19 protein-coding genes are annotated in these 21,224 nt (G+C 69.2%); 5 read left to right on the top strand and 14 right to left on the bottom strand.

All coding sequences use genetic code 11. The features are described 5' to 3' along the window. Positions 1–3 precede the first annotated feature (3 nt). The 6 genes from hscB to uvrB all read right to left on the bottom strand — a co-directional run bounded on the left by hscB (position 4) and on the right by uvrB (position 5,493). Positions 4–549 (bottom strand): Fe-S protein assembly co-chaperone HscB, encoded by a 546-nt coding sequence (hscB, locus tag QM782_RS15665; protein ID WP_415203834.1) that lies wholly within the window; start codon positions 547–549, stop codon positions 4–6. An 86-nt stretch (positions 550–635) separates the two neighbouring features. Continuing rightward, entirely contained in the window at positions 636–959 is a 324-nt protein-coding gene (iscA, locus tag QM782_RS15660; RefSeq protein WP_415203833.1) for an iron-sulfur cluster assembly protein IscA, read from the bottom strand. A gap of 1 nt (position 960) precedes the next feature. Continuing rightward, on the bottom strand, positions 961–1,359 hold the full coding sequence (gene iscU / locus QM782_RS15655; protein ID WP_415203832.1) for a Fe-S cluster assembly scaffold IscU: 399 nt from the start codon (positions 1,357–1,359) through the stop codon (positions 961–963). A 33-nt stretch (positions 1,360–1,392) separates the two neighbouring features. Further along, the gene (locus QM782_RS15650; protein ID WP_415203831.1) at positions 1,393–2,613 is read right to left on the bottom strand and encodes an IscS subfamily cysteine desulfurase; all 1,221 of its coding nucleotides are present in this window, start codon (positions 2,611–2,613) and stop codon (positions 1,393–1,395) included. A gap of 50 nt (positions 2,614–2,663) precedes the next feature. Continuing rightward, positions 2,664–3,200 (bottom strand): Fe-S cluster assembly transcriptional regulator IscR, encoded by a 537-nt coding sequence (iscR, locus tag QM782_RS15645; protein WP_415203830.1) that lies wholly within the window; start codon positions 3,198–3,200, stop codon positions 2,664–2,666. Between the two features lie 199 nt (positions 3,201–3,399). Further along, positions 3,400–5,493 (bottom strand): excinuclease ABC subunit UvrB, encoded by a 2,094-nt coding sequence (gene uvrB, locus QM782_RS15640; RefSeq protein WP_415203829.1) that lies wholly within the window; start codon positions 5,491–5,493, stop codon positions 3,400–3,402. Between the two features lie 140 nt (positions 5,494–5,633). On the opposite strand from uvrB, the gene QM782_RS15635 reads away from it, so the two are divergent. Beyond that, the gene (locus QM782_RS15635; protein WP_415203828.1) at positions 5,634–6,830 is read left to right on the top strand and encodes an amino acid aminotransferase; all 1,197 of its coding nucleotides are present in this window, start codon (positions 5,634–5,636) and stop codon (positions 6,828–6,830) included. 4 nt (positions 6,831–6,834) lie between these two features. Here QM782_RS15635 and QM782_RS15630 read toward each other — a convergent pair whose 3' ends face one another. Next, positions 6,835–8,064: a nucleoside recognition domain-containing protein gene (locus QM782_RS15630; protein WP_415203827.1), complete on the bottom strand. Its 1,230-nt coding sequence runs from the start codon at positions 8,062–8,064 to the stop codon at positions 6,835–6,837. Positions 8,065–8,235: 171 nt separating this feature from the next. Between QM782_RS15630 and QM782_RS15625 the strand changes: the two genes are divergently transcribed. Both QM782_RS15625 and QM782_RS15620 read left to right on the top strand, forming a co-directional pair. Continuing rightward, positions 8,236–9,576: a polyhydroxyalkanoate depolymerase gene (locus QM782_RS15625; RefSeq protein ID WP_415203826.1), complete on the top strand. Its 1,341-nt coding sequence runs from the start codon at positions 8,236–8,238 to the stop codon at positions 9,574–9,576. A gap of 9 nt (positions 9,577–9,585) precedes the next feature. After that, on the top strand, positions 9,586–10,200 hold the full coding sequence (locus tag QM782_RS15620) for an RnfABCDGE type electron transport complex subunit B (RefSeq protein WP_415203825.1): 615 nt from the start codon (positions 9,586–9,588) through the stop codon (positions 10,198–10,200). A gap of 7 nt (positions 10,201–10,207) precedes the next feature. On the opposite strand, the gene QM782_RS15615 is transcribed toward QM782_RS15620, so the two are convergent. From QM782_RS15615 to scpA, 6 genes are all read right to left on the bottom strand, one after another. After that, the gene (locus QM782_RS15615) at positions 10,208–10,681 is read right to left on the bottom strand and encodes a VOC family protein (RefSeq protein WP_415203824.1); all 474 of its coding nucleotides are present in this window, start codon (positions 10,679–10,681) and stop codon (positions 10,208–10,210) included. Positions 10,682–10,696: 15 nt separating this feature from the next. After that, on the bottom strand, positions 10,697–12,745 hold the full coding sequence (locus tag QM782_RS15610; protein ID WP_415203823.1) for an acetyl-CoA carboxylase biotin carboxylase subunit: 2,049 nt from the start codon (positions 12,743–12,745) through the stop codon (positions 10,697–10,699). Positions 12,746–12,761: 16 nt separating this feature from the next. Continuing rightward, positions 12,762–13,184 carry a PH domain-containing protein gene (locus QM782_RS15605; protein WP_415203822.1) on the bottom strand — a complete coding sequence of 141 codons (423 nt, stop codon included), beginning with the start codon at positions 13,182–13,184 and terminating at the stop codon, positions 12,762–12,764. An 18-nt stretch (positions 13,185–13,202) separates the two neighbouring features. Further along, positions 13,203–14,735, bottom strand: a complete 1,533-nt coding sequence (locus QM782_RS15600; protein ID WP_415203821.1) for an acyl-CoA carboxylase subunit beta — start codon at positions 14,733–14,735, stop codon at positions 13,203–13,205. A gap of 31 nt (positions 14,736–14,766) precedes the next feature. Beyond that, positions 14,767–15,828 (bottom strand): methylmalonyl Co-A mutase-associated GTPase MeaB, encoded by a 1,062-nt coding sequence (gene meaB / locus QM782_RS15595; RefSeq protein ID WP_415203820.1) that lies wholly within the window; start codon positions 15,826–15,828, stop codon positions 14,767–14,769. A gap of 67 nt (positions 15,829–15,895) precedes the next feature. Further along, positions 15,896–18,055: a methylmalonyl-CoA mutase gene (gene scpA, locus QM782_RS15590; RefSeq protein WP_415203819.1), complete on the bottom strand. Its 2,160-nt coding sequence runs from the start codon at positions 18,053–18,055 to the stop codon at positions 15,896–15,898. A gap of 114 nt (positions 18,056–18,169) precedes the next feature. On the opposite strand from scpA, the gene QM782_RS15585 reads away from it, so the two are divergent. Beyond that, positions 18,170–18,802: a GntR family transcriptional regulator gene (locus QM782_RS15585; RefSeq protein ID WP_415203818.1), complete on the top strand. Its 633-nt coding sequence runs from the start codon at positions 18,170–18,172 to the stop codon at positions 18,800–18,802. 30 nt (positions 18,803–18,832) lie between these two features. On the opposite strand, the gene QM782_RS15580 is transcribed toward QM782_RS15585, so the two are convergent. Beyond that, positions 18,833–19,924 carry an ROK family protein gene (locus QM782_RS15580; protein ID WP_415203817.1) on the bottom strand — a complete coding sequence of 364 codons (1,092 nt, stop codon included), beginning with the start codon at positions 19,922–19,924 and terminating at the stop codon, positions 18,833–18,835. A gap of 237 nt (positions 19,925–20,161) precedes the next feature. On the opposite strand from QM782_RS15580, the gene QM782_RS15575 reads away from it, so the two are divergent. Beyond that, positions 20,162–21,175 carry a LacI family DNA-binding transcriptional regulator gene (locus tag QM782_RS15575; protein ID WP_415203816.1) on the top strand — a complete coding sequence of 338 codons (1,014 nt, stop codon included), beginning with the start codon at positions 20,162–20,164 and terminating at the stop codon, positions 21,173–21,175. Positions 21,176–21,224 lie beyond the last annotated feature (49 nt).

The following is a 21,224-nucleotide window of genomic DNA, read 5'->3' as shown; positions in this document are numbered from 1 at the left end:
GGTTCATTCTCCCCCGGATGCATCGGCCCCGGCATCGGCGCAGGCATCGCGCCGGTCCTGCACCGAGGCCTGCAGCCGCTCGATGAACATCAGCGCGCGGACCTGGGCCGCCGCGGCAATCGGGTCGTCCTGCTCGTCCAGCAGCTGCGCGCAACGCGCCAGCAGGCTGTCGCGCTCGGCGGCCAGTTCGCGCGCCAGCGCGTCGCAGTCGGCCACGGTGCGGGCCTCGTCGAGCTGCTCGTGCCACTGCATCTGGCGCACCAGGAACTCGGGCGGCATCTTGGTGTTGCCGTGCACGTCGACCGGCGCGCCGCGCAACTCGCACAGGTAGGCTGCGCGCCTCAACGGATCACGCAGGCGCTGCCAGGCTTCGTTGATGCGCACCGACCATTGCATGGCCACGCGCCGGGCCGCCGCGCCCTGGCTGGCGAAGCGGTCGGGATGCGCTTCACGCTGCAGCGCCTTCCAGCGTGCCTGCAGGGCCTGCACGTCCTGCGCATGGCGGCGCGGTACATCGAACAGTTCGAAATCGTCGGATTGGAGATTCATCGCCATGTCGCGCCGCGGGGCGCACCATGAAAAAACCGCCATCACGCTGCACGATGCGGCGCCATGGCGGTCGTCGGGACGTCAGGTCAGACGCGGAAGCTCTCGCCGCAACCGCAGCGGTCGCGCTCGTTCGGGTTGTCGAAGCGGAACCCTTCGTTGAGCCCTTCGCGCACGAAATCGAGCCTGGTGCCGTCCAGGTACGGCAGGCTCTTGGGATCGACCAGCACCTTGACGCCGTGCTCCTCGAACACCACGTCCTCGGGGCCGGGCTCGTCCACGTATTCGAGCTTGTAGGCCAGGCCGGAGCAGCCGGTGGTCTTCACGCCCAGCCGCACGCCCACGCCCCTGCCGCGCTTGGCAAGGTAGCGGGTCACGTGGCGCGCGGCCGCCTCGGTCAGGGTCACCGCCATGTCAGTGGACGGGGGCCGGCTGGTGTTTCTTGCGATAGTCGTCCACGGCCGCCTTGATCGCGTCCTCGGCCAGGATGGAGCAATGGATCTTGACCGGGGGCAGCGCCAGTTCCTCGGCGATCTGGCTGTTCTTCAGCGCCGCGGCCTCCTCCAGCGTCTTGCCCTTGACCCACTCGGTGACGAGTGAGGACGAGGCGATGGCCGAGCCGCAGCCATAGGTCTTGAAGCGCGCGTCCTCGATCACGCCGGTCTGCGGATTGACCTTGATCTGCAGCTTCATCACGTCGCCGCAGGCCGGTGCGCCGACCATGCCGGTGCCGACCGACTCGTCGCCCTTGTCGAAGGAGCCGACGTTGCGCGGGTTTTCATAGTGGTCTACGACCTTGTCCGAATAAGCCATGGTGTTCTCTCCCGTTTCGTTCGATCCGTCGTGTCAGTGCGCCGTCCACTGGATGGAGGCGAGGTCCACGCCGTCCTGGTACATCTCCCACAGGGGGCTCAGCTCGCGCAGCTTCGCCACGTTCTGGCGGATCGCCTGCACGGCGTAGTCGATGTCGGCCTCGGTGGTCCAGCGGCCGATCGTCATGCGCAGGCTGCTGTGGGCCAGTTCGTCGCTGCGGCCCAGCGCACGCAGCACGTAGCTCGGCTCCAGGCTGGCCGAGGTGCAGGCCGAGCCGCTGGACACCGCCAGCCCCTTGATGCCCATGATCAGCGACTCGCCTTCCACGAAGTTGAAGCTCATGTTCAGGTTGTGCGGCACGCGCCGGGTCGGATGGCCGTTGATGAACACCTGGTCGATGTCCTGCAGCCCCGCCAGCATGCGGTCGTGCAGCGCCTGGATACGCCGGTTCTCGGCATGCATCTCTTCCTTGGCGATGCGGTAGGCCTCGCCCATGCCGACGATCTGGTGCGTCGGCAGGGTGCCCGAGCGCATGCCGCGCTCATGGCCGCCGCCGTGCATCTGCGCCTCGATGCGGATGCGCGGCTTGCGCCGCACGTACAGCGCGCCGATGCCCTTGGGGCCGTAGGTCTTGTGCGCGGTCAGGCTCATCAGGTCGACCTTCAGCGCCTGCAGGTCGACGTCCACGCGGCCGGTGGCCTGGGCGGCGTCCACATGGAACACCACGCCCCTGGCACGGCAGATCTCGCCGATGGCGGCGATGTCCTGCACCACGCCGATCTCGTTGTTCACGAACATCACGCTGGCCAGGATGGTGTCGGGCCGGATCGCCGCCTCGAAGGCCGCGAGGTCCAGCAGCCCGTCGGGCTGCACGTCCATGTAGGTGACCTCGAAGCCCTGGCGCTCCAGCTCGCGGCAGGTGTCCAGCACGGCCTTGTGCTCGGTCTTGACCGTGATGATGTGCTTGCCCTTGCCCTTGTAGAAATGGGCCGCGCCCTTGAGCGCGAGGTTGTCGGACTCGGTCGCGCCGGAGGTCCAGATGATCTCGCGCGGGTCGGCGTTGACCAGCGCGGCGACGTGTCCACGCGCCGTCTCTACCGCGGCTTCCGCCTCCCAGCCCCAGGCGTGGCTGCGCGAAGCCGGGTTGCCGAAATGCTCGCGCAGCCAGGGGATCATGGCCTCCACCACCCGCTCGTCGCAGGGGTTGGTGGCGCTGTAATCCATGTAGATCGGGAAATGCGGAGTTGTGGACATTGGCTAGCTTTCAGTCTCGGCTGGCTGGAGAGGCGGCGGGCACGAGCGGTTCAGGATTTGGCAAAGGCGTTGCCGAGCGCGAACACGGAATTCGGCGCGTTCACGCGGATCGGCTTGACCACCGGCGTCGGCGAGATGGCGCGCTTGAGCATCGGCTTGTTCTCCACCTGCACGCCCTTGGCCAGTTGGTCGTCGACCAGCTTTTGCAGCGTCACGGAATCCAGGAACTCGACCATGCGCTGGTTCAGCGCGGCCCACAGCTCGTGCGTCATGCAGCGGCCGGCGTCGCCCAGGCAGTTCTCCTTACCGCCGCACTGAGTGGCGTCGATCGGCTCGTCGACGGAGACGATGATGTCGGCCACGGTGATGTCGGCGGCCTTGCGGCCCAGCGTGTAGCCGCCGCCGGGCCCGCGCGTGGATTCCACGAGGTCGTGCCGGCGCAGCTTGCCGAACAGCTGCTCCAGGTAGGACAGCGAGATCTGCTGGCGCTGGCTGATGGCGGCCAGCGTCACCGGGCCGTTGTTCTGGCGCAGGGCCAGATCGATCATGGCTGTGACCGCAAAGCGGCCTTTGGTCGTGAGACGCATCGCAAGCTCCTTTGTTGCTTGACCTACCGTTGAAGCCGGGTCTGGATAAGCACCCGGCCACCGCGCCGTTCACCGTCTCCCACTGGATGCGTGGCAGCGGCCGAGCCCTGGATCACTGGACTTCCTCGATGCGCCTTGGTTCCCGATCAATTAACTCAAGTATAGCAGAAATCCCTATTGAATCGCTCGGGTTTGACAGTCAGGCGCCGGGGACCGTGTCGCTGCCGGCCGCACCGAAGGCCTGCGCCTTGAGTTGCGCCAGTTGGTCGCGCACGCGGGCCGCCTTCTCGAATTCGAGGTTGCGGGCGTGCTCCAGCATCTGCTTTTCCAGCCGCTTGATCTCGCGCGCGACGTCCTTCTCGCTCATGTCCTCGACCTTGGCGCGCTGCAGCGCGGCCTGCTCCAGGCGCTCGGCCTCCTTGCCCGACTTCTCGCTGTAGACGCCGTCGATCAGGTCGCGCACCTGCTTCACGATGGTCCTGGGCACGATGCCGCGCGCCGCGTTGTGGGCGATCTGCTTGGCGCGGCGGCGCTCGGTCTCGTCGATCGCGCGGCGCATGGAATCGGTGATGCCATCCGCATACAGGATGGCCTTGCCCCCGGCATTGCGCGCCGCCCGGCCGATGGTCTGGATCAGCGAGCGCTCGGAGCGCAGGAAGCCCTCCTTGTCGGCGTCCAGCACCGCCACCAGCGACACCTCGGGCAGGTCCAGCCCCTCGCGCAGCAGGTTGATGCCGACCAGCACGTCGAAGCTGCCCAGGCGCAGGTCGCGCAGGATCTCCACCCGCTCCACCGTGTCGATGTCGGAGTGCAGGTAGCGCACGCGCACGCCGTTGTCAGCCAGGTAGTCGGTCAGCTGCTCGGCCATGCGCTTGGTCAGCGTGGTGATCAGCACGCGCTCGTCGCGCTCCACGCGCAGCCGGATCTCCTGCAGCACGTCGTCGACCTGGGTCGCGGCCGGCCGCACCTCGACCTCGGGATCGACCAGGCCGGTCGGCCGTACCACCTGCTCCACCACCTGGCCGGCATGCGTCTTCTCGTAGTCGGCCGGCGTGGCCGAGACGAACACCACCTGGCGCATGCGCCGCTCGAACTCCTCGAACTTCAGCGGCCGGTTGTCCAGCGCGCTGGGCAGGCGGAAGCCGTATTCCACCAGCGTGGTCTTGCGCGAGCGGTCGCCGTTGTACATGGCGCCGAGCTGGCCGATCAGCACGTGGCTCTCGTCCAGGAACATCAGCGCGTCCTTGGGCAGGTAGTCGGTCAGCGTCGAGGGCGGGTCGCCCGGCGCGGCACCCGACAGGTGCCGCGTGTAGTTCTCGATGCCCTTGCAGTGGCCGACCTCGCTGAGCATCTCCAAGTCGAAGCGGGTGCGCTGCTCCAGCCGCTGCGCCTCGACCAGCTTGCCGGCATCGACCAACTGCTTGACGCGCTCGTTCAGCTCGATCTTGATGGTCTCCACCGCGCTCAGCACCTTGTCGCGCGGCGTCACGTAGTGGCTGCTGGGGTAGACCGTGAAGCGCGGGATCTTCTGCTTGATCCTGCCGGTCAGCGGATCGAACAGCAGCAGCGACTCGATCTCGTCGTCGAACAGCTCGATGCGCACGGCCAGCTCGGAGTGCTCGGCCGGGAACACGTCGATGGTGTCGCCGCGCACGCGGAACTTGCCGCGCTGGAAATCCTGGTCGTTGCGCTGGTACTGCATGCGGATCAGCTGCGCGATCACGTCGCGCTGGCCCATCCGGTCGCCGGCGCGCAGCGTCATGATCATGCGGTGGTAGCTCTCGGGCTCGCCGATGCCGTAGATCGCCGAGACCGTCGCCACGATCAGCACGTCGCGCCGCTCCAGGATGCTCTTGGTACACGACAGCCGCATCTGCTCGATGTGCTCGTTGATCGCCGAGTCCTTCTCGATGAACAGGTCGCGCTGCGGCACGTAGGCCTCGGGCTGGTAGTAGTCGTAGTAGCTGACGAAGTACTCGACCGCGTTCTTCGGGAAGAACTCGCGGAACTCACTGTACAGCTGCGCCGCCAGCGTCTTGTTCGGCGCGAACACGATGGCCGGGCGGCCCAGTTGCGCGATCACGTTGGCCATGGTGTAGGTCTTGCCCGAGCCGGTGACGCCCAGCAGGGTCTGGAACACCTCGCCGTCGCGCACGCCCTCGACCAGCCGGGCGATGGCCTCGGGCTGGTCGCCGGCCGGCGGATAGGGCTGGAACAGCTCGAACGGCGAATCGGGAAAGTGGACGAAGGCGCCCTTCTTTTCCTCGGGCGGGGTGTCCAGGACTTCTGGCATACGGAATCCGATCGTGGCAGGAATGCATAGAATTGTTGCCCGGCCGCTGCCGGCCGCCTCGCCGCTGCGCGAGGGGCAACACACCAGGTTAGCGCAGCACGGCCCGCATCCGCTAGCCACAACCCTCTGCAGGAACTCTCATGTCTTTGTTCTCCGCCGTCGAGATGGCACCGCGCGACCCGATCCTGGGCCTGAACGAGCAGTTCGCCGCCGACACCAACCCCAACAAGGTCAACCTGGGCGTGGGCGTGTACTACGACGACAACGGCAAGCTGCCCCTGCTGGAATGCGTGCAGAAGGCCGAGCGCGCGATGATGGAAGCGCCCAAGGCCCGCGGCTACCTGCCCATCGATGGCATCGCCGCCTACGACAGCGCCGTCAAGAACCTGGTATTTGGGGCCGACAGCGAGCCCGTCAAGAGCGGCCGCGTCGCCACCGTGCAGGCCCTGGGCGGCACCGGCGGCCTGAAGGTGGGCGCGGACTTCCTGAAGCACCTGAAGCCCGGCGCCAAGGTGCTGATCAGCGATCCGAGCTGGGAGAACCACCGCGCGCTGTTCACGCAGGCCGGCTTCGAGGTCCAGACCTACCGCTACTACGACGCCGCGCGCCGCGGCGTCGACTTCGACGGCATGCTGGCCGACCTGAAGGCCGCGGCGCCCGGCACCATCGTGGTGCTGCACGCCTGCTGCCACAACCCGACCGGCTACGACATCACGCCCGCGCAGTGGGACCAGGTCGTCGCCGTGCTGAAGTCGCAGGATCTGGTGCCGTTCCTGGACATGGCCTACCAGGGCTTCGGCCAGGGCATCGCCGAGGACGGCGCCGCGGTCGCCAAGGCCGTGGCGGCCGGCCTGTCGTTCTTCGTCTCGACCTCGTTCAGCAAGAGCTTCAGCCTGTACGGCGAGCGCGTCGGCGCGCTGTCGGTGCTGTGCCAGGACAAGGCCGAGGCCGACCGCGTGCTGAGCCAGCTGAAGATCATGGTCCGCACCAACTACAGCAACCCGCCCACGCACGGCGGCGCCGTGGTGGCCGCGGTGCTGAACACGCCCGAGCTGCGTGCGCTGTGGGAGCAGGAGCTCGCCGGCATGCGCACCCGCATCAAGCAGATGCGCGTCGCCCTGGTGGACAAGCTCAAGGCCGCCGGCGTGCAGCGCGACATGGACTTCATCACCACCCAGGTCGGCATGTTCAGCTACTCGGGCCTGACCAAGGACCAGATGGTGCGCCTGCGCAGCGAGTTCGGGGTCTACGGCACCGACACCGGCCGCATGTGCGTGGCCGCGCTGAACAGCCGCAACATCGACTACGTCTGCGCCAGCATCGCCAAGGTGCTGTGAGGCGTCAGCCGAAGAACCAGTAGCACACGCCGATCGAGGCCAGGATGCCGGCCAGGTCGGCGGCCACCGCGCAGGCCACGGCATGGCGTGCGCGCTGGATGCCCACCGACCCGAAGTACACCGCCAGCACGTAGAACGTGGTTTCGGTGCTGCCCTGCACCGTGGCGGCCAGCAGGCCGGCGAAGCTGTCCACCCCCCGGCTCTGCATGGTCTCGATCATCATGGCGCGGCCGGCGCTGCCCGAGAACGGCTTGACCAGCGCGGTCGGCATCGCGTCGACGAAGCGCGCATCCCAGCCCGCCAGCTCCACCACCCGGCGCAGTCCCTCCAGCGCCAGGTCCAGCGCGCCGGATGCCCGCAGCACGCCGACCGCGCACAGCATCGCGACCAGGTAGGGCAGCAGGTTCTTCGCGACGTCGAAGCCCTCCTTCGCGCCGGCGACGAAGGACTCGTAGACCGGCACCCGCCGGCAGGCGCCCGCCACCACGAACAGCAGCACGATGCCGAACAGCGTGAGGTTGCCCAGCAGCGAGGACAGCGCCGCCAGCGCCGAGGCCGACAGCCCGGCCAGCACCGCCATGCAGCCGCCCAGCAGCAGCGCCCCGGGCAACAGGTAGGCCAGCACCACCGGATCCCACAGCCGCAGCCGTTGCACGGCCGCCACGGCCAGCAGCGCCACCAGCGTGCCGGCGGCATTGGCCAGCAGGATCGGCAGGAACACCAGCGTGGGGTCGGCCGCGCCCTGCTGCGCCCGGTACATGAACACGCTGACCGGCAGCAGCGTCAGCGCCGAGGCGTTCAGCACCATGAACAGGATCTGCGCGTCGCTGGCCACCGTGGAACGCGGGTTGAGGTCCTGCAGCGAACGCATCGCCTTCAGGCCGATCGGCGTGGCGGCGTTGTCCAGCCCCAGCGCGTTGGCGGCGAAATTCAGCGTGACCAGCCCCAGCGCCGGATGGCCCGGCGGCACCTGCGGCATCAGGCGGCACAGCAGCGGCGACAGCCAGCGCGCCAGCCGGTCCACCAGGCCGGCCTGCTCGGCGATCCGCAGGAAGCCCAGCCACAGCGTCAGCGTGCCGAACAGCAGCACCATCACCTCCACCGACAGCTTGGCCATGCCGAACAAGGCCTGCACCATGGCCGCGAACACTTCGGCGTCGCCACCGGCCAGCCAGCGCCACAGCGCGCTGGCGCCGGCCGTCAGGAAGAAGGCCAGCCACAGGCCGTTCAGCATGGAGAACCCCTCGCGCGCATCGGGCCGGCAGTGTAGTGGGCGGCCATGGTGCGCAATTCGCAACAGCTTGCGACAGCGCGCGCCCGGTCGGTGTTTTTCCGCTGTGCAAGAAAGTCGGACAACTGCTATATTGCTGCGCTGCAACATAGCCCTCCACTCCGCCTGCCCGCGATGCTGTACCAGATTTACGAAGCCCAACGCTCCCTGATGGAGCCGTTCGCCGAATTCGCCAACGCCGCATCCAAGCTGTTCGGCAATGTCAATTCACCGCTCGGCCACAACCCGTTCTCGCAACGCGTGGCCGCCAGCTACGACCTGCTGTACCGGCTGGGCAAGGACTACGAGAAGCCGGAATTCGGCCTGCGCACCGTGGCCGTCGGGGACGTGGACGTGGCGATCCACGAGCGCGTGGAGGTCGACAAGCCCTTCTGCGAACTGCGCCGCTTCAAGCGCTTCACCGACGACGCGGCGACGCTGGCGACGCTGAAGAATCAGCCCGCCGTGCTGATCGTGGCGCCGCTGTCCGGCCACTACGCCACGCTGCTGCGCGACACGGTCAAGTCCATGCTGAGCGGCCACAAGGTCTACATCACGGACTGGAAGAACGCGCGGCTGGTGCCGCTGTCCGAGGGCGAGTTCCACCTGGACGACTACGTCAACTACGTGCAGGAGTTCATCCGCCACCTGCAGAACGTCTACGGCGACTGCCACGTGATGAGCGTCTGCCAGCCGACGGTGCCGGTGCTGGCGGCCGTTTCGCTGATGGCCTCGCGCGGCGAGCGCCTGCCGCTGTCCATGACCATGATGGGCGGCCCGATCGATGCGCGCAAATCGCCGACGGCCGTGAACAACCTGGCCATGAACAAGAGCTTCCAGTGGTTCGAGAGCCACGTGATCTACCGCGTGCCCCACAGCTTCCCGGGCGCCGGGCGCCGCGTGTACCCCGGCTTCCTGCAGCACGCCGGCTTCGTGGCGATGAACCCCGACCACCACGCCAAGAGCCACTACGACTACTTCGAGCACCTGCTGAAGGGCGACGACGTCAGCGCCGAGGTGCACCGCAAGTTCTACGACGAGTACAACGCGGTGCTCGACATGGATGCGGACTACTACCTGGAAACCATCGCCACGGTGTTCCAGGACTTCAAGCTGGTCAACGGCACCTGGCAGGTCCGCAACGCCGCGGGCGAGCCGGAGCTGGTGAAGCCGCAGGACATCCGGAACTGCGCGCTGCTGACCATCGAGGGCGAGCTGGACGACATTTCCGGCTCCGGCCAGACCGCCGCCGCGCACGATCTGTGCACCGGCATCGACCAGAACCAGCGGCAGCACTTCGAGGTCGAGGGCGTAGGCCACTACGGCATCTTCAGCGGCCGGCGCTGGCGCGAGAGCGTATACCCCACGGTGCGCGACTTCATCCTGGCGCACAACCAGGGCGCCGCCCCCAGCAGCGAGCGCAGCGCCGCCGTGGCGCGCGCGGCTGCCCAGGCCGTCGAGAAGACCGCTGCCTGAGTCTCCGCGGTGCTCCCGCTGGCCGAGCGTGTGCTCGATGCGCTGCCGCAGACGCAGTGCACGCGCTGCGGCTACCCCGACTGCGCCGGCTATGCCCGCGCCATCGCCGATGGCGAGGCTCCCATCAACCGCTGCGCCCCGGGAGGCCTGCAGGGCATCGAGCGCCTGGCCAGGCTGACCGGCCAGCCCGCCGTGCCGCTGGACCCGGACCACGGCCCGGAAGCGCCGCGCCAGATGGCCTGGATCGACGAGGCCTGGTGCATCGGCTGCACGCTGTGCATCAAGGCCTGCCCGGTCGACGCCATCATTGGCAGCCACAAGCTGATGCACACCGTCGCCGAGGCCCATTGCACCGGCTGCGAACTGTGCATTCCGGCGTGTCCGGTGGACTGCATCCGGCTGGAGCCCGCGACCGGCAGCCGCACCGGCTGGGACGCCTGGTCGCCCGCACAGGCCGAGGCCGCGCGCAGGCGCTATGCGGCGCACCAGCGCAAGCTGGATCCGGCGCCGGTGCCGGCGGCTACCGAGCCCGATCTCCCTGCGTCGGCCGGCGACCCGGCGGCAGCCGCCCGCCGCGCCCTGGTCGAGGCGGCCCTGGCGCGCGCCCGGGTCCGCCGCGGCTGAGGGACGCTCAGCCCGGCAGGCCCAGCGCCGCGACGACCTCCGGCGGCGCCTGCACGAGTTCGATCAGCACGCCCTCGCCCGCGATCGGGAAATCCTCGCTGGCGCGGGGATGCAGGAAGCAGATGTCGTAGCCGGCCGCGCCCTTGCGGATGCCGCCGGGCGCGAAGCGCACGCCCTGGGCCGTGAGCCACTCCACGGCGCGCGGCAGGTCGTCGATCCACAGGCCCACGTGGTTCAGCGGCGTGGCGTGCACGGCGGGCTTCTTCTCGGGGTCCAGCGGCTGCATCAGGTCGACCTCGACCTTGTACGGGCCGCTGCCGATGGCGCAGATGTCCTCGTCCACGTTCTCACGCTCGCTGCGGAAGGTGCCGGTGACCGAAAGGCCCAGCATGTCCACCCACAGCCGCTGCAGGCGCTGCTTGTCCGGCCCGCCGATCGCGATCTGCTGGATGCCGAGGACTTTGAAGGGACGTTGGCTCATGACAGGGACTCCTCTTCAGGCGAATTCGATGATGGGCTGGTCCACGGCCAGGCTCTCGCCCTTGGTTGCCAGCACCTTGCCGACGACGCCGTCCGCCGTGGCGAACAGCACGTTCTCCATCTTCATGGCCTCGATCACGGCCACGCGCTCGCCGGCCTGCACCGCCTGGCCGGGCTGCACCGCGACCTCGACCAGCAGGCCCGGCATCGGCGACAGCACGAAGCGGCTCATGTCCGGCGGCGCCTTGTAGGGCATCAGCGCGAACAGCTCGGCCGTGCGCGGCGCCAGCACCAGCGCGTCGAGCTGCGTGCCGTTGTGCTGCACGCGAATCGCCAGCGGGCCCGACTGCACGCCGCGCTCCACCTGGGCGCTGAAGGGCTGGCCGTTGCAGGTGCCGGCCAGCCGGACCGCGCCCAGCCGCGAGGCGCTCGCCAGCGCATAGCTGCGGGAGCCGACCTGCACGGAGGCCTGGCCCGACGCGGCGTCGAAGCCGTCCACGCGCACCGGCGTGGACTTGTGGTGGCCGTCCGGCCCCAGCGCCACGACCACGAAGTCCTCGCCGATCTCGATCTCGTGGCCGGCCATCTGGCCGCTGATGCCGGCCGCGCGGCCGCGGTAGCGCCGGTGCGCGTAGGCCGCCAGCGCCAGCAGGAAGTCCGGGTCGTCATGCGGCACGTCCTCGGCGCGGAAGCCGTGGGCGTAGTGCTCGGCGATGAAGCCGGTGTTGAAATCGCCGGCCACGAACTTCGGATGCGCCAGCAGCGCGGCCTGGAACGGGATGTTGCTGCTGATGCCGCGGACCACGAAGCCGTTCAGCGCCTCGCGCATCTTGGCGATCGCCTCCGTGCGGTCGCGCCCGTGCACGATCAGCTTGGCGATCATCGAGTCGTAGTACATCGGGATCTCGCCGCCGTCCTGCACGCCAGTGTCCACGCGCACGCCGTACAGGTGGGCGGTATCGGCCGCGAACATGGTCTGCTCCGGCGGCGCGAAACGCACCAGCCGGCCCGTGGACGGCAGGAAGCCGCGGAACGGATCCTCGGCGTTGATGCGGCACTCGATGGCCCAGCCGTCGCGCCGGACGTCGGCCTGCGTGATCGGCAGCCGCTCGCCGGCCGCCACGCGGATCATCAGCTCCACCAGGTCCAGGCCGGTGATGCACTCGGTCACCGGATGCTCGACCTGCAGCCGCGTGTTCATCTCCAGGAAGTAGAAGCTCTGGTCCTTGCCGACCACGAACTCCACCGTGCCCGCGCTCTGGTAGTCCACCGCCTTGGCCAGCGCCACGGCCTGCTCGCCCATGGCCTTGCGCGTGGCGTCGCTGATGAAGGGCGAGGGCGCCTCCTCGATGACCTTCTGGTGGCGGCGCTGGATCGAGCACTCGCGCTCGTTCAGGTAGACCACGTTGCCGTGGGCGTCGCCGAGCACCTGGATCTCGATGTGGCGCGGCTCCTCGACGAACTTCTCGATGAACACGCGGTCGTCGCCGAAGCTGTTGCGCGCCTCGTTGCGGCAGGAGGTGAAGCCGTCGAACGCGTCCTTGTCGTTGAAGGCCACGCGCAGGCCCTTGCCGCCGCCGCCGGCGCTGGCCTTGATCATCACCGGGTAGCCGATGTCCTTGGCGATCTGCACGGCCTGCTCGGGCGTGTCGATCGGATCGTTGTAGCCGGGGATGGTGTTGACCTTGGCTTGCTTGGCCAGCTTCTTGGAGGCGATCTTGTCGCCCATGGCCGCGATCGAATGGTGCTTGGGACCGATGAAGACGATGCCCTCCTCCTCGACCCGGCGGGCGAAGGCCTCGTTCTCCGACAGGAAGCCGTATCCCGGGTGCACGGCCTCGGCGCCGGTCTGCTTGCAGGCTTCGATGATCTTGTCGGCCAGCAGGTAGCTCTCGCGGCTGGGCGGCGGACCCAGGCGCACGGCCTCGTCGGCCAGTTCGACGTGGCGTGCGTCCTTGTCGGCGTCGGAGTAGACGGCCACGGTGGCGATGCCGAGCTTCTTGGCCGTCTTGATGACCCGGCAGGCGATTTCGCCGCGGTTGGCGATCAGGATTTTCTTGAACATGGCGGTTCCTTGCGATTCATGGGTGCAGGACCTGCACGCCGGGCGCCTGCTGCTGCAGCGCGGCGATGAAGCCTGCCTTGTCCCTGGGAGATACGAGCACGGCCTGGTGGCGCCCATAGGCGATGTGCAGCCGGTCGAGCGACAGCGCCGGCGAGGACACCAGGCTGCGCGACGGCCGCACCGAGCGGATCTGGTCCAGCGCGATGGCCGAGCGGAACGGGCCGCAGCGCACCCGCAGCTGGCCGTCGGCCAACTCGTAGCGCGTGTCGACCAGCAGCCACAGCGGCAGGCCCACCGCCAGGGCCGCGGCGACGGCGGCCACGGCGATCCCCCCGCTGCCGGCGTGCGCCAGCGCCCGGGCCAGCGCCCACAGCACCGCCAGCGCGGCGGCGCCCAGCACGAGCACCAGCCACAGGTCGACCTTGGACGCGAAGCGCATGCGGGCCCGGCGGCTGGCTTACAGCGGGATGTTCCCGTGCTTGCGCCACGGGTTCTCGAGCTTCTTGTCGCGCAGCATCACCAGCGAGCGGCAGATGCGCTTGCGCGTCTCGTGCGGCAGGATCACGTCGTCGATGAAGCCGCGCGCGCCGGCCACGAAGGGGTTGGCGAAGCGCGCCTTGTACTCGGCCTCGCGCGCGGCCAGCTTGGCCGGGTCGCTCTTGTCCTCGCGGAAGATGATCTCCACCGCGCCCTTGGCGCCCATCACCGCGATCTCGGCGTTCGGCCAGGCGAAGTTCACGTCGCCGCGCAGGTGCTTGGAGCTCATCACGTCGTAGGCGCCGCCGTAGGCCTTGCGCGTGATGACGGTGATCTTGGGCACGGTGCACTCGGCGTACGCGTACAGCAGCTTGGCGCCGTGCTTGATGATGCCGCCGTACTCCTGGCTGGTGCCCGGCATGAAGCCCGGCACGTCCACGAAGGTGACGACCGGGATGTTGAACGCGTCGCAGAAGCGCACGAAGCGCGCGGCCTTGATCGAGCTCTTGATGTCCAGGCAGCCGGCCAGCACCAGCGGCTGGTTGGCGACGATGCCCACCGTCTGCCCCTCCATGCGCGCGAAGCCGACCACGATGTTCTTGGCGTAGTCGGGCTGGATCTCGAAGAAGTCGCCGTCGTCCACCGTCTTGGTGATCAGCTCCTTCATGTCGTAGGGCTTGTTCGGGTTCTCCGGCACCAGCGTGTCCAGGCTCATGTCCTGGCGGTCGGCCGGATCGTTGCTGGGCCGCACGGGCGGCTTGTCCCGGTTGTTCAGCGGCAGGTAGTTGTACAGGCGGCGCAGCATCAGCAGCGCCTCGACGTCGTTCTCGAACGCCAGGTCGGCCACGCCGCTCTTGGCGGTGTGGGCGGAGGCGCCGCCCAGCTCCTCGGCCGTCACGTCCTCGTGCGTCACGGTCTTCACCACCTCGGGGCCGGTGACGAACATGTAGCTGGAGTCCTTCACCATGAAGATGAAGTCGGTCATCGCCGGCGAGTACACCGCGCCGCCGGCGCAGGGGCCCATGATCATGCTGATCTGCGGGATCACGCCCGAGGCCATCACGTTGCGCTGGAACACCTCGGCATAGCCGCCCAGCGAGGCCACGCCCTCCTGGATGCGCGCGCCGCCCGAGTCGTTCAGGCCGATGACCGGCGCGCCGACCTTCATGGCCTGGTCCATGACCTTGCAGATCTTCTCGGCGTGCGCCTCGGACAGCGCGCCGCCGAACACCGTGAAGTCCTGGCTGAAGACGAACACCAGCCGGCCGTTGATCATGCCGTAGCCGGTGACCACGCCGTCGCCGGGGATCTTCTGCCCGGCCATGCCGAAGTCGCTGCAGCGGTGCTCGACGAACATGTCCCATTCCTCGAAGGTGCCGTCGTCCAGCAGCAGCTCGATGCGCTCGCGCGCGGTGAGCTTGCCCTTCTTGTGCTGCGCGTCGATGCGCTTCTGGCCGCCGCCCAGGTTGGCCTGCGCGCGGCGGCGTTCGAGTTCTTCGAGGATGTCCTTCATGGTGTCCTGCGGGTGTCGTTGGTATCGATGGCTATGGATTCGGTGGCTGCGCGGCGGCGCCTGAAAGCTGGAGCAGCTGCCGGGCCGCCGCCGACGCCGGCAGCCGGCCGGCCGCGACCTCGGCGGTGATGGACGGCAGGCGCTCGCGCACGCCGGGATGCTGGCGGAAGGCCTGCTTCAGCCCGGCCTGGATACGCTCCCACATCCAGGCCAGCGCCTGCTTCTCGCGCCGCGCGGCGAGGCGGCCGTTGGCGGCCTGGATCTCCCGGAATGCGCTCACCGCGGCCCAGAAGCGGTCCACGCCGGCGCCGGTGAGCGCGCTGAGCTGGATCACCTGCGGCAGCCAGAAGCGCACCTCGGCGCCGCTGTGGGCATCGTGCATCGCCTGCGCGTGCTCGGGGTTGCCGTGGTGGCCGAACAGGCGCAGCGCCGAGGTGATCTGGGCCTGCGCGCGCGTGGCGGCGTCCTTGTCCAGGTCGGCCTTGTTGATGACCACCAGGTCGGCCAGCTCCATCACGCCCTTCTTGATGGCCTGCAGGTCGTCGCCCGCGTTGGGCAGCTGCAGCAGCACGAACATGTCGGTCATGCCGGCCACCGCCGTCTCGCTCTGGCCCACGCCCACGGTCTCGACGATCACGATGTCGTAGCCGGCCGCCTCGCACACCAGCATGGCCTCGCGCGTCTTCTCGGCCACGCCGCCCAGCGTGCCCGACGAGGGGCTGGGACGGATGTAGGCCTGCTCCTGGACGGACAGCATCTCCATCCGTGTCTTGTCGCCCAGGATGGCGCCGCCCGAGACGGTGGACGAGGGATCGATCGCCAGCACCGCGACACGGTGGCCCTGGCCGATCAGGAACAGCCCCAGCGCCTCGATGAAGGTGGACTTGCCCACGCCCGGCACGCCGGAAATGCCGAGCCGAAAGCTCCTGCCCGTGTGCGGCAGCAGGGCCGTCAGCAGTTCGTCCGCCTGCGCGCGGTGGTCGGCGCGGGTGGATTCGAGCAGGGTGATGGTCTTGGCCAGCGCGCGGCGCTGGGCCATGCCCGGGGTGCCGATCAACGCCTGCTGCAGGAGAGCGCCCGCCGGATTCAGCATGCCGGTTCCCGGCCGGCACGCCAGCGGTCGTGCGGATGCACGGAGATGACGCCTGCCACGACGCCCCTCAGGCCGCCACCGCCGCGCGGATCTGCTCCAGCACGTCCTTGGCGCTGGCCGGGATCGGCGTGCCCGGCCCGTAGATGCCCTTGACGCCGGCCTCGTACAGGAAGTCGTAGTCCTGCCGCGGGATCACGCCGCCGACGAAGACGATGATGTCGTCCGCGCCCTGCTTCCTCAGTTCCTCGATGATGGCCGGCACCAGCGTCTTGTGGCCGGCCGCCAGCGTGGAGACGCCGACCGCGTGCACGTCGTTCTCGATCGCCTGGCGCGCGCATTCCTCTGGCGTCTGGAACAGCGGGCCCATGTCCACGTCGAAGCCCAGGTCGGCGTAGGCCGTGGCCACCACCTTGGCGCCGCGGTCGTGGCCGTCCTGGCCCAGCTTGGCGATCATCACGCGCGGGCGGCGGCCCTGCTCCTCGGCGAAGGCGCTGATCTCTTCCTTGAGCTTGTCCCAGCCCTCGGCCGAGTCGTAGGCCGCGGCGTAGACGCCGGTGACCTTCTGCGTGTCGGCGCGGTGGCGGCCGAACACCTTCTCCAGCGCGTCGCTGATCTCGCCGACGCTGGCGCGCAGGCGCACGGCGTCGATCGCCAGCGCCAGCAGGTTGCCGGTGTTGCTCTCGGCCGCGGCCGTCAGCGCCTCCAGCGCGGCCTGCACTTTGGCCGCGTCGCGGGTGGCGCGCATCTTCTGCAGCCGCGCGACCTGGGCCTCGCGCACCTTCACGTTGTCGATGGCCAGGATCTCGACCGGGTCCTCGTTCTGCAGCTTGTACTTGTTGACGCCGACGATCACGTCCTTGCCGGAGTCGATGCGCGCCTGCTTGTCGGCCGCGGCGGCCTCGATCTTGAGCTTGGCCCAGCCGGAATCGACGGCCTTGGTCATGCCGCCCATGGCCTCGACCTCCTCGATGATCTCCCAGGCCTTGTCGGCCATGTCCTGCGTCAGCCGCTCCATCATGTAGCTGCCGGCCCAGGGATCGATCACGTTGGTGATGTGGGTTTCCTCCTGGATGATCAGCTGCGTGTTGCGCGCGATGCGGGCGCTGAACTCGGTGGGCAGCGCGATGGCCTCGTCCAGCGCGTTGGTGTGCAGGCTCTGCGTGCCGCCGAACACCGCCGCCATGGCCTCGATGGTGGTGCGCACCACGTTGTTGTACGGGTCCTGCTCGGTCAGGCTCCAGCCCGAGGTCTGGCAGTGCGTGCGCAGCATCAGGCTCTTGGGGTTCCTGGGCTCGAACTCCTTCATGATCCGGCACCACAGCAGCCGCGCCGCGCGCATCTTGGCGACTTCCAGGTAGAAGTTCATGCCGATGGCCCAGAAGAAGGACAGGCGCCCGGCGAAGTCGTCCACGTTCAGGCCCTTGGCCAGCGCGGTCTTCACGTACTCCTTGCCGTCGGCCAGCGTGAAGGCCAGTTCCAGCGCCTGGTTCGCGCCGGCCTCCTGCATGTGGTAGCCGGAGATCGAGATCGAGTTGAACTTCGGCATGTTCTTCGCCGTGTACTCGATGATGTCGCCGATGATCCGCATGCTCGGCCCGGGCGGGTAGATGTAGGTGTTGCGGACCATGAACTCCTTGAGGATGTCGTTCTGGATGGTCCCGGACAGCTGGCCCTGCGACACCCCCTGCTCCTCGGCCGCGACCACGTAGCCGGCCAGCACTGGCAGCACCGCGCCGTTCATCGTCATCGACACGCTGACCTTGTCCAGCGGGATGCCGTCGAACAGGATCTTCATGTCCTCGACCGAATCGATCGCCACGCCGGCCTTGCCGACGTCGCCGGTCACGCGCGGATGGTCGCTGTCGTAGCCGCGGTGCGTGGCCAGGTCGAAGGCCACGGAAACGCCCTGCCCGCCCGCGGCCAGCGCCTTGCGGTAGAAGGCGTTGGATTCCTCGGCCGTGGAGAAGCCCGCGTACTGGCGGATGGTCCACGGCCGCACCGCGTACATCGTGGCCTGCGGGCCGCGGATGTAGGGCTCGAAGCCGGGCAGCGTATCGGTGTAGCGCAGGCCCTGCAGGTCGGCCGCGGTGTAGAGCGGCTTGACGACGATGCCGTCCGGCGTGACCCAGTTCAGCGCGGAGACATCGCCGCCGCGTGCGGACTTGGCGGCAGCCTTGGTCCAGGCGTCGAGCGAGGCAGGGGCGAACGTGGGCGGGTCAGAGGGCATGGCGGTCAACCGGTGGGAAATGGGCGGCGGATGTCAGGGTCATCCCGGAATGGGCAAGCGCAGTCTATATTATTCATAATTATTGATGCAATTGGAACGCCAACCGCCTGTCGTATGACCGTCGCCACCCTGGTCCCCCGCGCGCTCTACGAGGAAGTCGCCGAAGCCCTGCGGCAGCGGATCTACAGCCGCGAGCTGCCGCCGGGCAGCTGGATCGACGAAGTGCGGCTGGCCGAGCACTACGGCATCAGCCGCACGCCGCTGCGCGAGGCGCTGAAAGTGCTGGCGGCCGAAGGCCTGGTGACGATGAAGGTGCGGCGCGGCGCCTACGTGACCGAGGTTTCCGAGACCGACCTGAACGAGGTCTTCCACCTGCTGGGCCTGCTGGAGGCCGATGCCGCCGCCGACGCCGCGCGCCTGGCGACGCCGGCGCAGCTGGCCGAACTGGAGGCCCTGCACGCCGAACTGGAGGCGGCCGAGGGCAACGAGGCCTTCTTCGCGGTCAACGTGCGCTTCCATGCGCGGCTGCAGTCGATCGCCGGCAACCGCCGGCGCGAGGCGATGGTCGGGGACCTGCGCCGGCTGATGCAGCTGGTGCGCATCAGCTCGCTGCACAAGAGCGGCCGCATCGCCGAGTCGCGGCAGGAGCACCGCGACATCATGGACGCGCTGCGCCGGCGCGACCCGGAAGCGGCCCGCGCCCGCATGCAGGCGCACGTGCGCCACGGGCGCGACGCCGCCGCCTGAGCCCCCATCGCCCGCCGGGAGCCGGCGGCTTCAGGTTGCCGCCGGCCGCCGGCGCCCCTTGTTCAGGAAGCTGGCATTGCCCAGCCCGGTGCCGATCGTCAGCACCGCCCAGCGCTTCACGTCGCACATGAACGGCAGTTCCGACAGCCCCTGCACCACGGCGTCGTTGTGCATCAGCACCTGCGTGGCATGGCCGCCGATCACCGGCAGCTGGTCGCGCAATGCCGTGGGCAGGTGGAAATGTTCGGACGACCAGTCGCCCGGCAGGTTCTGCGCGCCGCGCGCGATCGTGCCGTCCGCGCGGATCAGCCCCGGGCAGGCGATGCCCACGAAGGGCGCGAGGCGCAGACGCTTGCGCGCGGCCCAGTCGATCAGACGCTGCAGCATGGCCGCCAGCCGCGCGACCAGCGCGGTGCGGCTGGGCGCGTCGTCCGCATGGCGCCACTTGCACCGGCGCACGACCTTGGCGCGCGACAGGTCCGCGGCCTTGCCGCGCCGCAGCTTCACGATGCCGCAGCGCACGTTGGTGCCGCCGATGTCGACGGCCAGCAGGGCCTCGGCATGCTCGACGACGGCCGGCGGCGCCAGGTGCACCCAGCCGATCAGGCCGCCGTCGTCCACCTCGTGCCGCAGCCGCGCCAGCTCCACCGGGATGTCGGCCACCTGGCACAGCGCGGCCGCCTGCAGGATCGCGCACTCGCCGACCTGGCTCTCGGGAAAGCCGCCGCCGATCACGATGCGCTGCACGCCGCGCCAGGCCTTCTGGCGCATGAAGCGCTGGATCACCTGCGTCAGCTCCAGCGCGAACTCCTCGATCGCGCCGCGCACCAGGTCCGCCGCCGGCGTGGCCGTGTCGCCCTCCAGCGCGGCGTCCAGCCGCTTCTTGCCCAGGCGCGACGACGGCCGCCGCCCGAACGGGTCCTGGCGGCCCTTGCTGCGGTAGCGGCGGCGCCAGTCCTCGACCAGCGCGCGGAAGGCCGTCTGGCTGGCGCGGTCGCCGACGAAGCCCTCCTCGTCGCGCACTTCCAGGTTGTAGCCCCGGATGCGCACCGCCGGCAGTTCCGGCGTGCCGTGCTCGGAGCCGACGGCGCTGGGCAGGTGGCGGGATCGGGCGGCGGGCATGGCGCCATCGTGCCGCGCCGGCCGCCGGCCCGCCGCAGGCCGCCGCCGGCGCCGCGTGTAGGCCGCCAGGCCAAGGCAAGGCCGTCCGGGGCAGGCCGCCGCCCGGCCGGCGTCCGCGCAGCCTGGACAGAGCACTGCGCGCACCGCGATACGGAGAATGCGGCGCGCGGCCGCCCCGTCCGGCCGCCGCTGTGGCATGGTCGGGCCCTGTCACCACACCGCACCGAGAGCCAGCCCATGCCCGCCCCGCGCAAGCGCGCCGCCACCATCCGCGACGTCGCCGAGGCCGCCCAGGTCTCCACCGCCACCGTCTCCAAGTACGTCAACGGCAACCAGCGCTTCACGGCCGAGGTGGAGGCGCGCATCGCCAGCGCCGTGCGCCAGCTCGGCTATTCGATGAATCCGATGGCCAAGAGCATGATCACCGGGCGCACCGGCAACGTCGGCATCATCATCCTGGACATCCGCAACCCCTATTTCACGAGCCTGGTCAAGGGCGCGTCGCGCGTGGCGGCCGGCGCCGGGCTGAACCTGATCTTCGCGGACGCCGAGGAAAGCACCGCGCCCGAGCTGGGCGTGCTGGCCTCGCTGTGCCGGCGCGTGGACGGACTGATCGTCAGTACCCGCCTGCCGGCGCCGGTGATCGAGAGCCTGTACCACAGCGGCACGCCGGTCGTGTTCTACGGCCGCCCCTCCCCCTACACCGACCGGCACAGCGTGGGCTGCGACAACTACCTGGCCGGGCTGATGCTGGGCCGCCACCTGCGCGACCTGGGGCACCGGCGCATCGGCTACCTGGGCTTCCCGGGCGCGCGCTGGAGCGCCGAGCGCGCGCGCGGCCTGCGGGACGCCTTCGCCGGCGTGCAGGCCAGCTTCCGCAGCTTCGACGCCGCCGCCCCCTCGTCGGAGGAAGGCGAGCGCCTGGCCTCCACCATCCTGCTGTCGCAGGAGCCGGACGACGCCATCGTGGCCTACAACGATCTGCTGGCCATGGGCCTGCTGCTGGAGGCCAAGTCGCTGGGCATCCGGGTGCCCGAGCAGGTCTCGGTGGCCGGTTTCGACAACATCGCCTACGGCCGGCTGGCCAGCCCGTCGCTGACCAGCGTGGACATGATGGGCGAGGCCACCGGCGAGCTGGCCATGCGCAAGCTGATCGGCGTGATCCAGGGCGAGGACACCCCGCAGGAGGACGACGTGCTGCCGAGCCGCATCGTCGTGCGCGAATCCACCTGCAGGCGAAACCCCGGGTAAACGATTAGCCTGGAGAGATTGACGATCGGCCTCCCATGCAGGAGCATTT

It is taken from the genome of Pseudorhodoferax sp. (assembly GCF_047601025.1).
In the GTDB taxonomy this organism is placed as follows: Bacteria; Pseudomonadota; Gammaproteobacteria; order Burkholderiales; family Burkholderiaceae_C; genus Pseudorhodoferax.
This window is presented reverse-complemented; position numbering and strand designations above follow the sequence as displayed.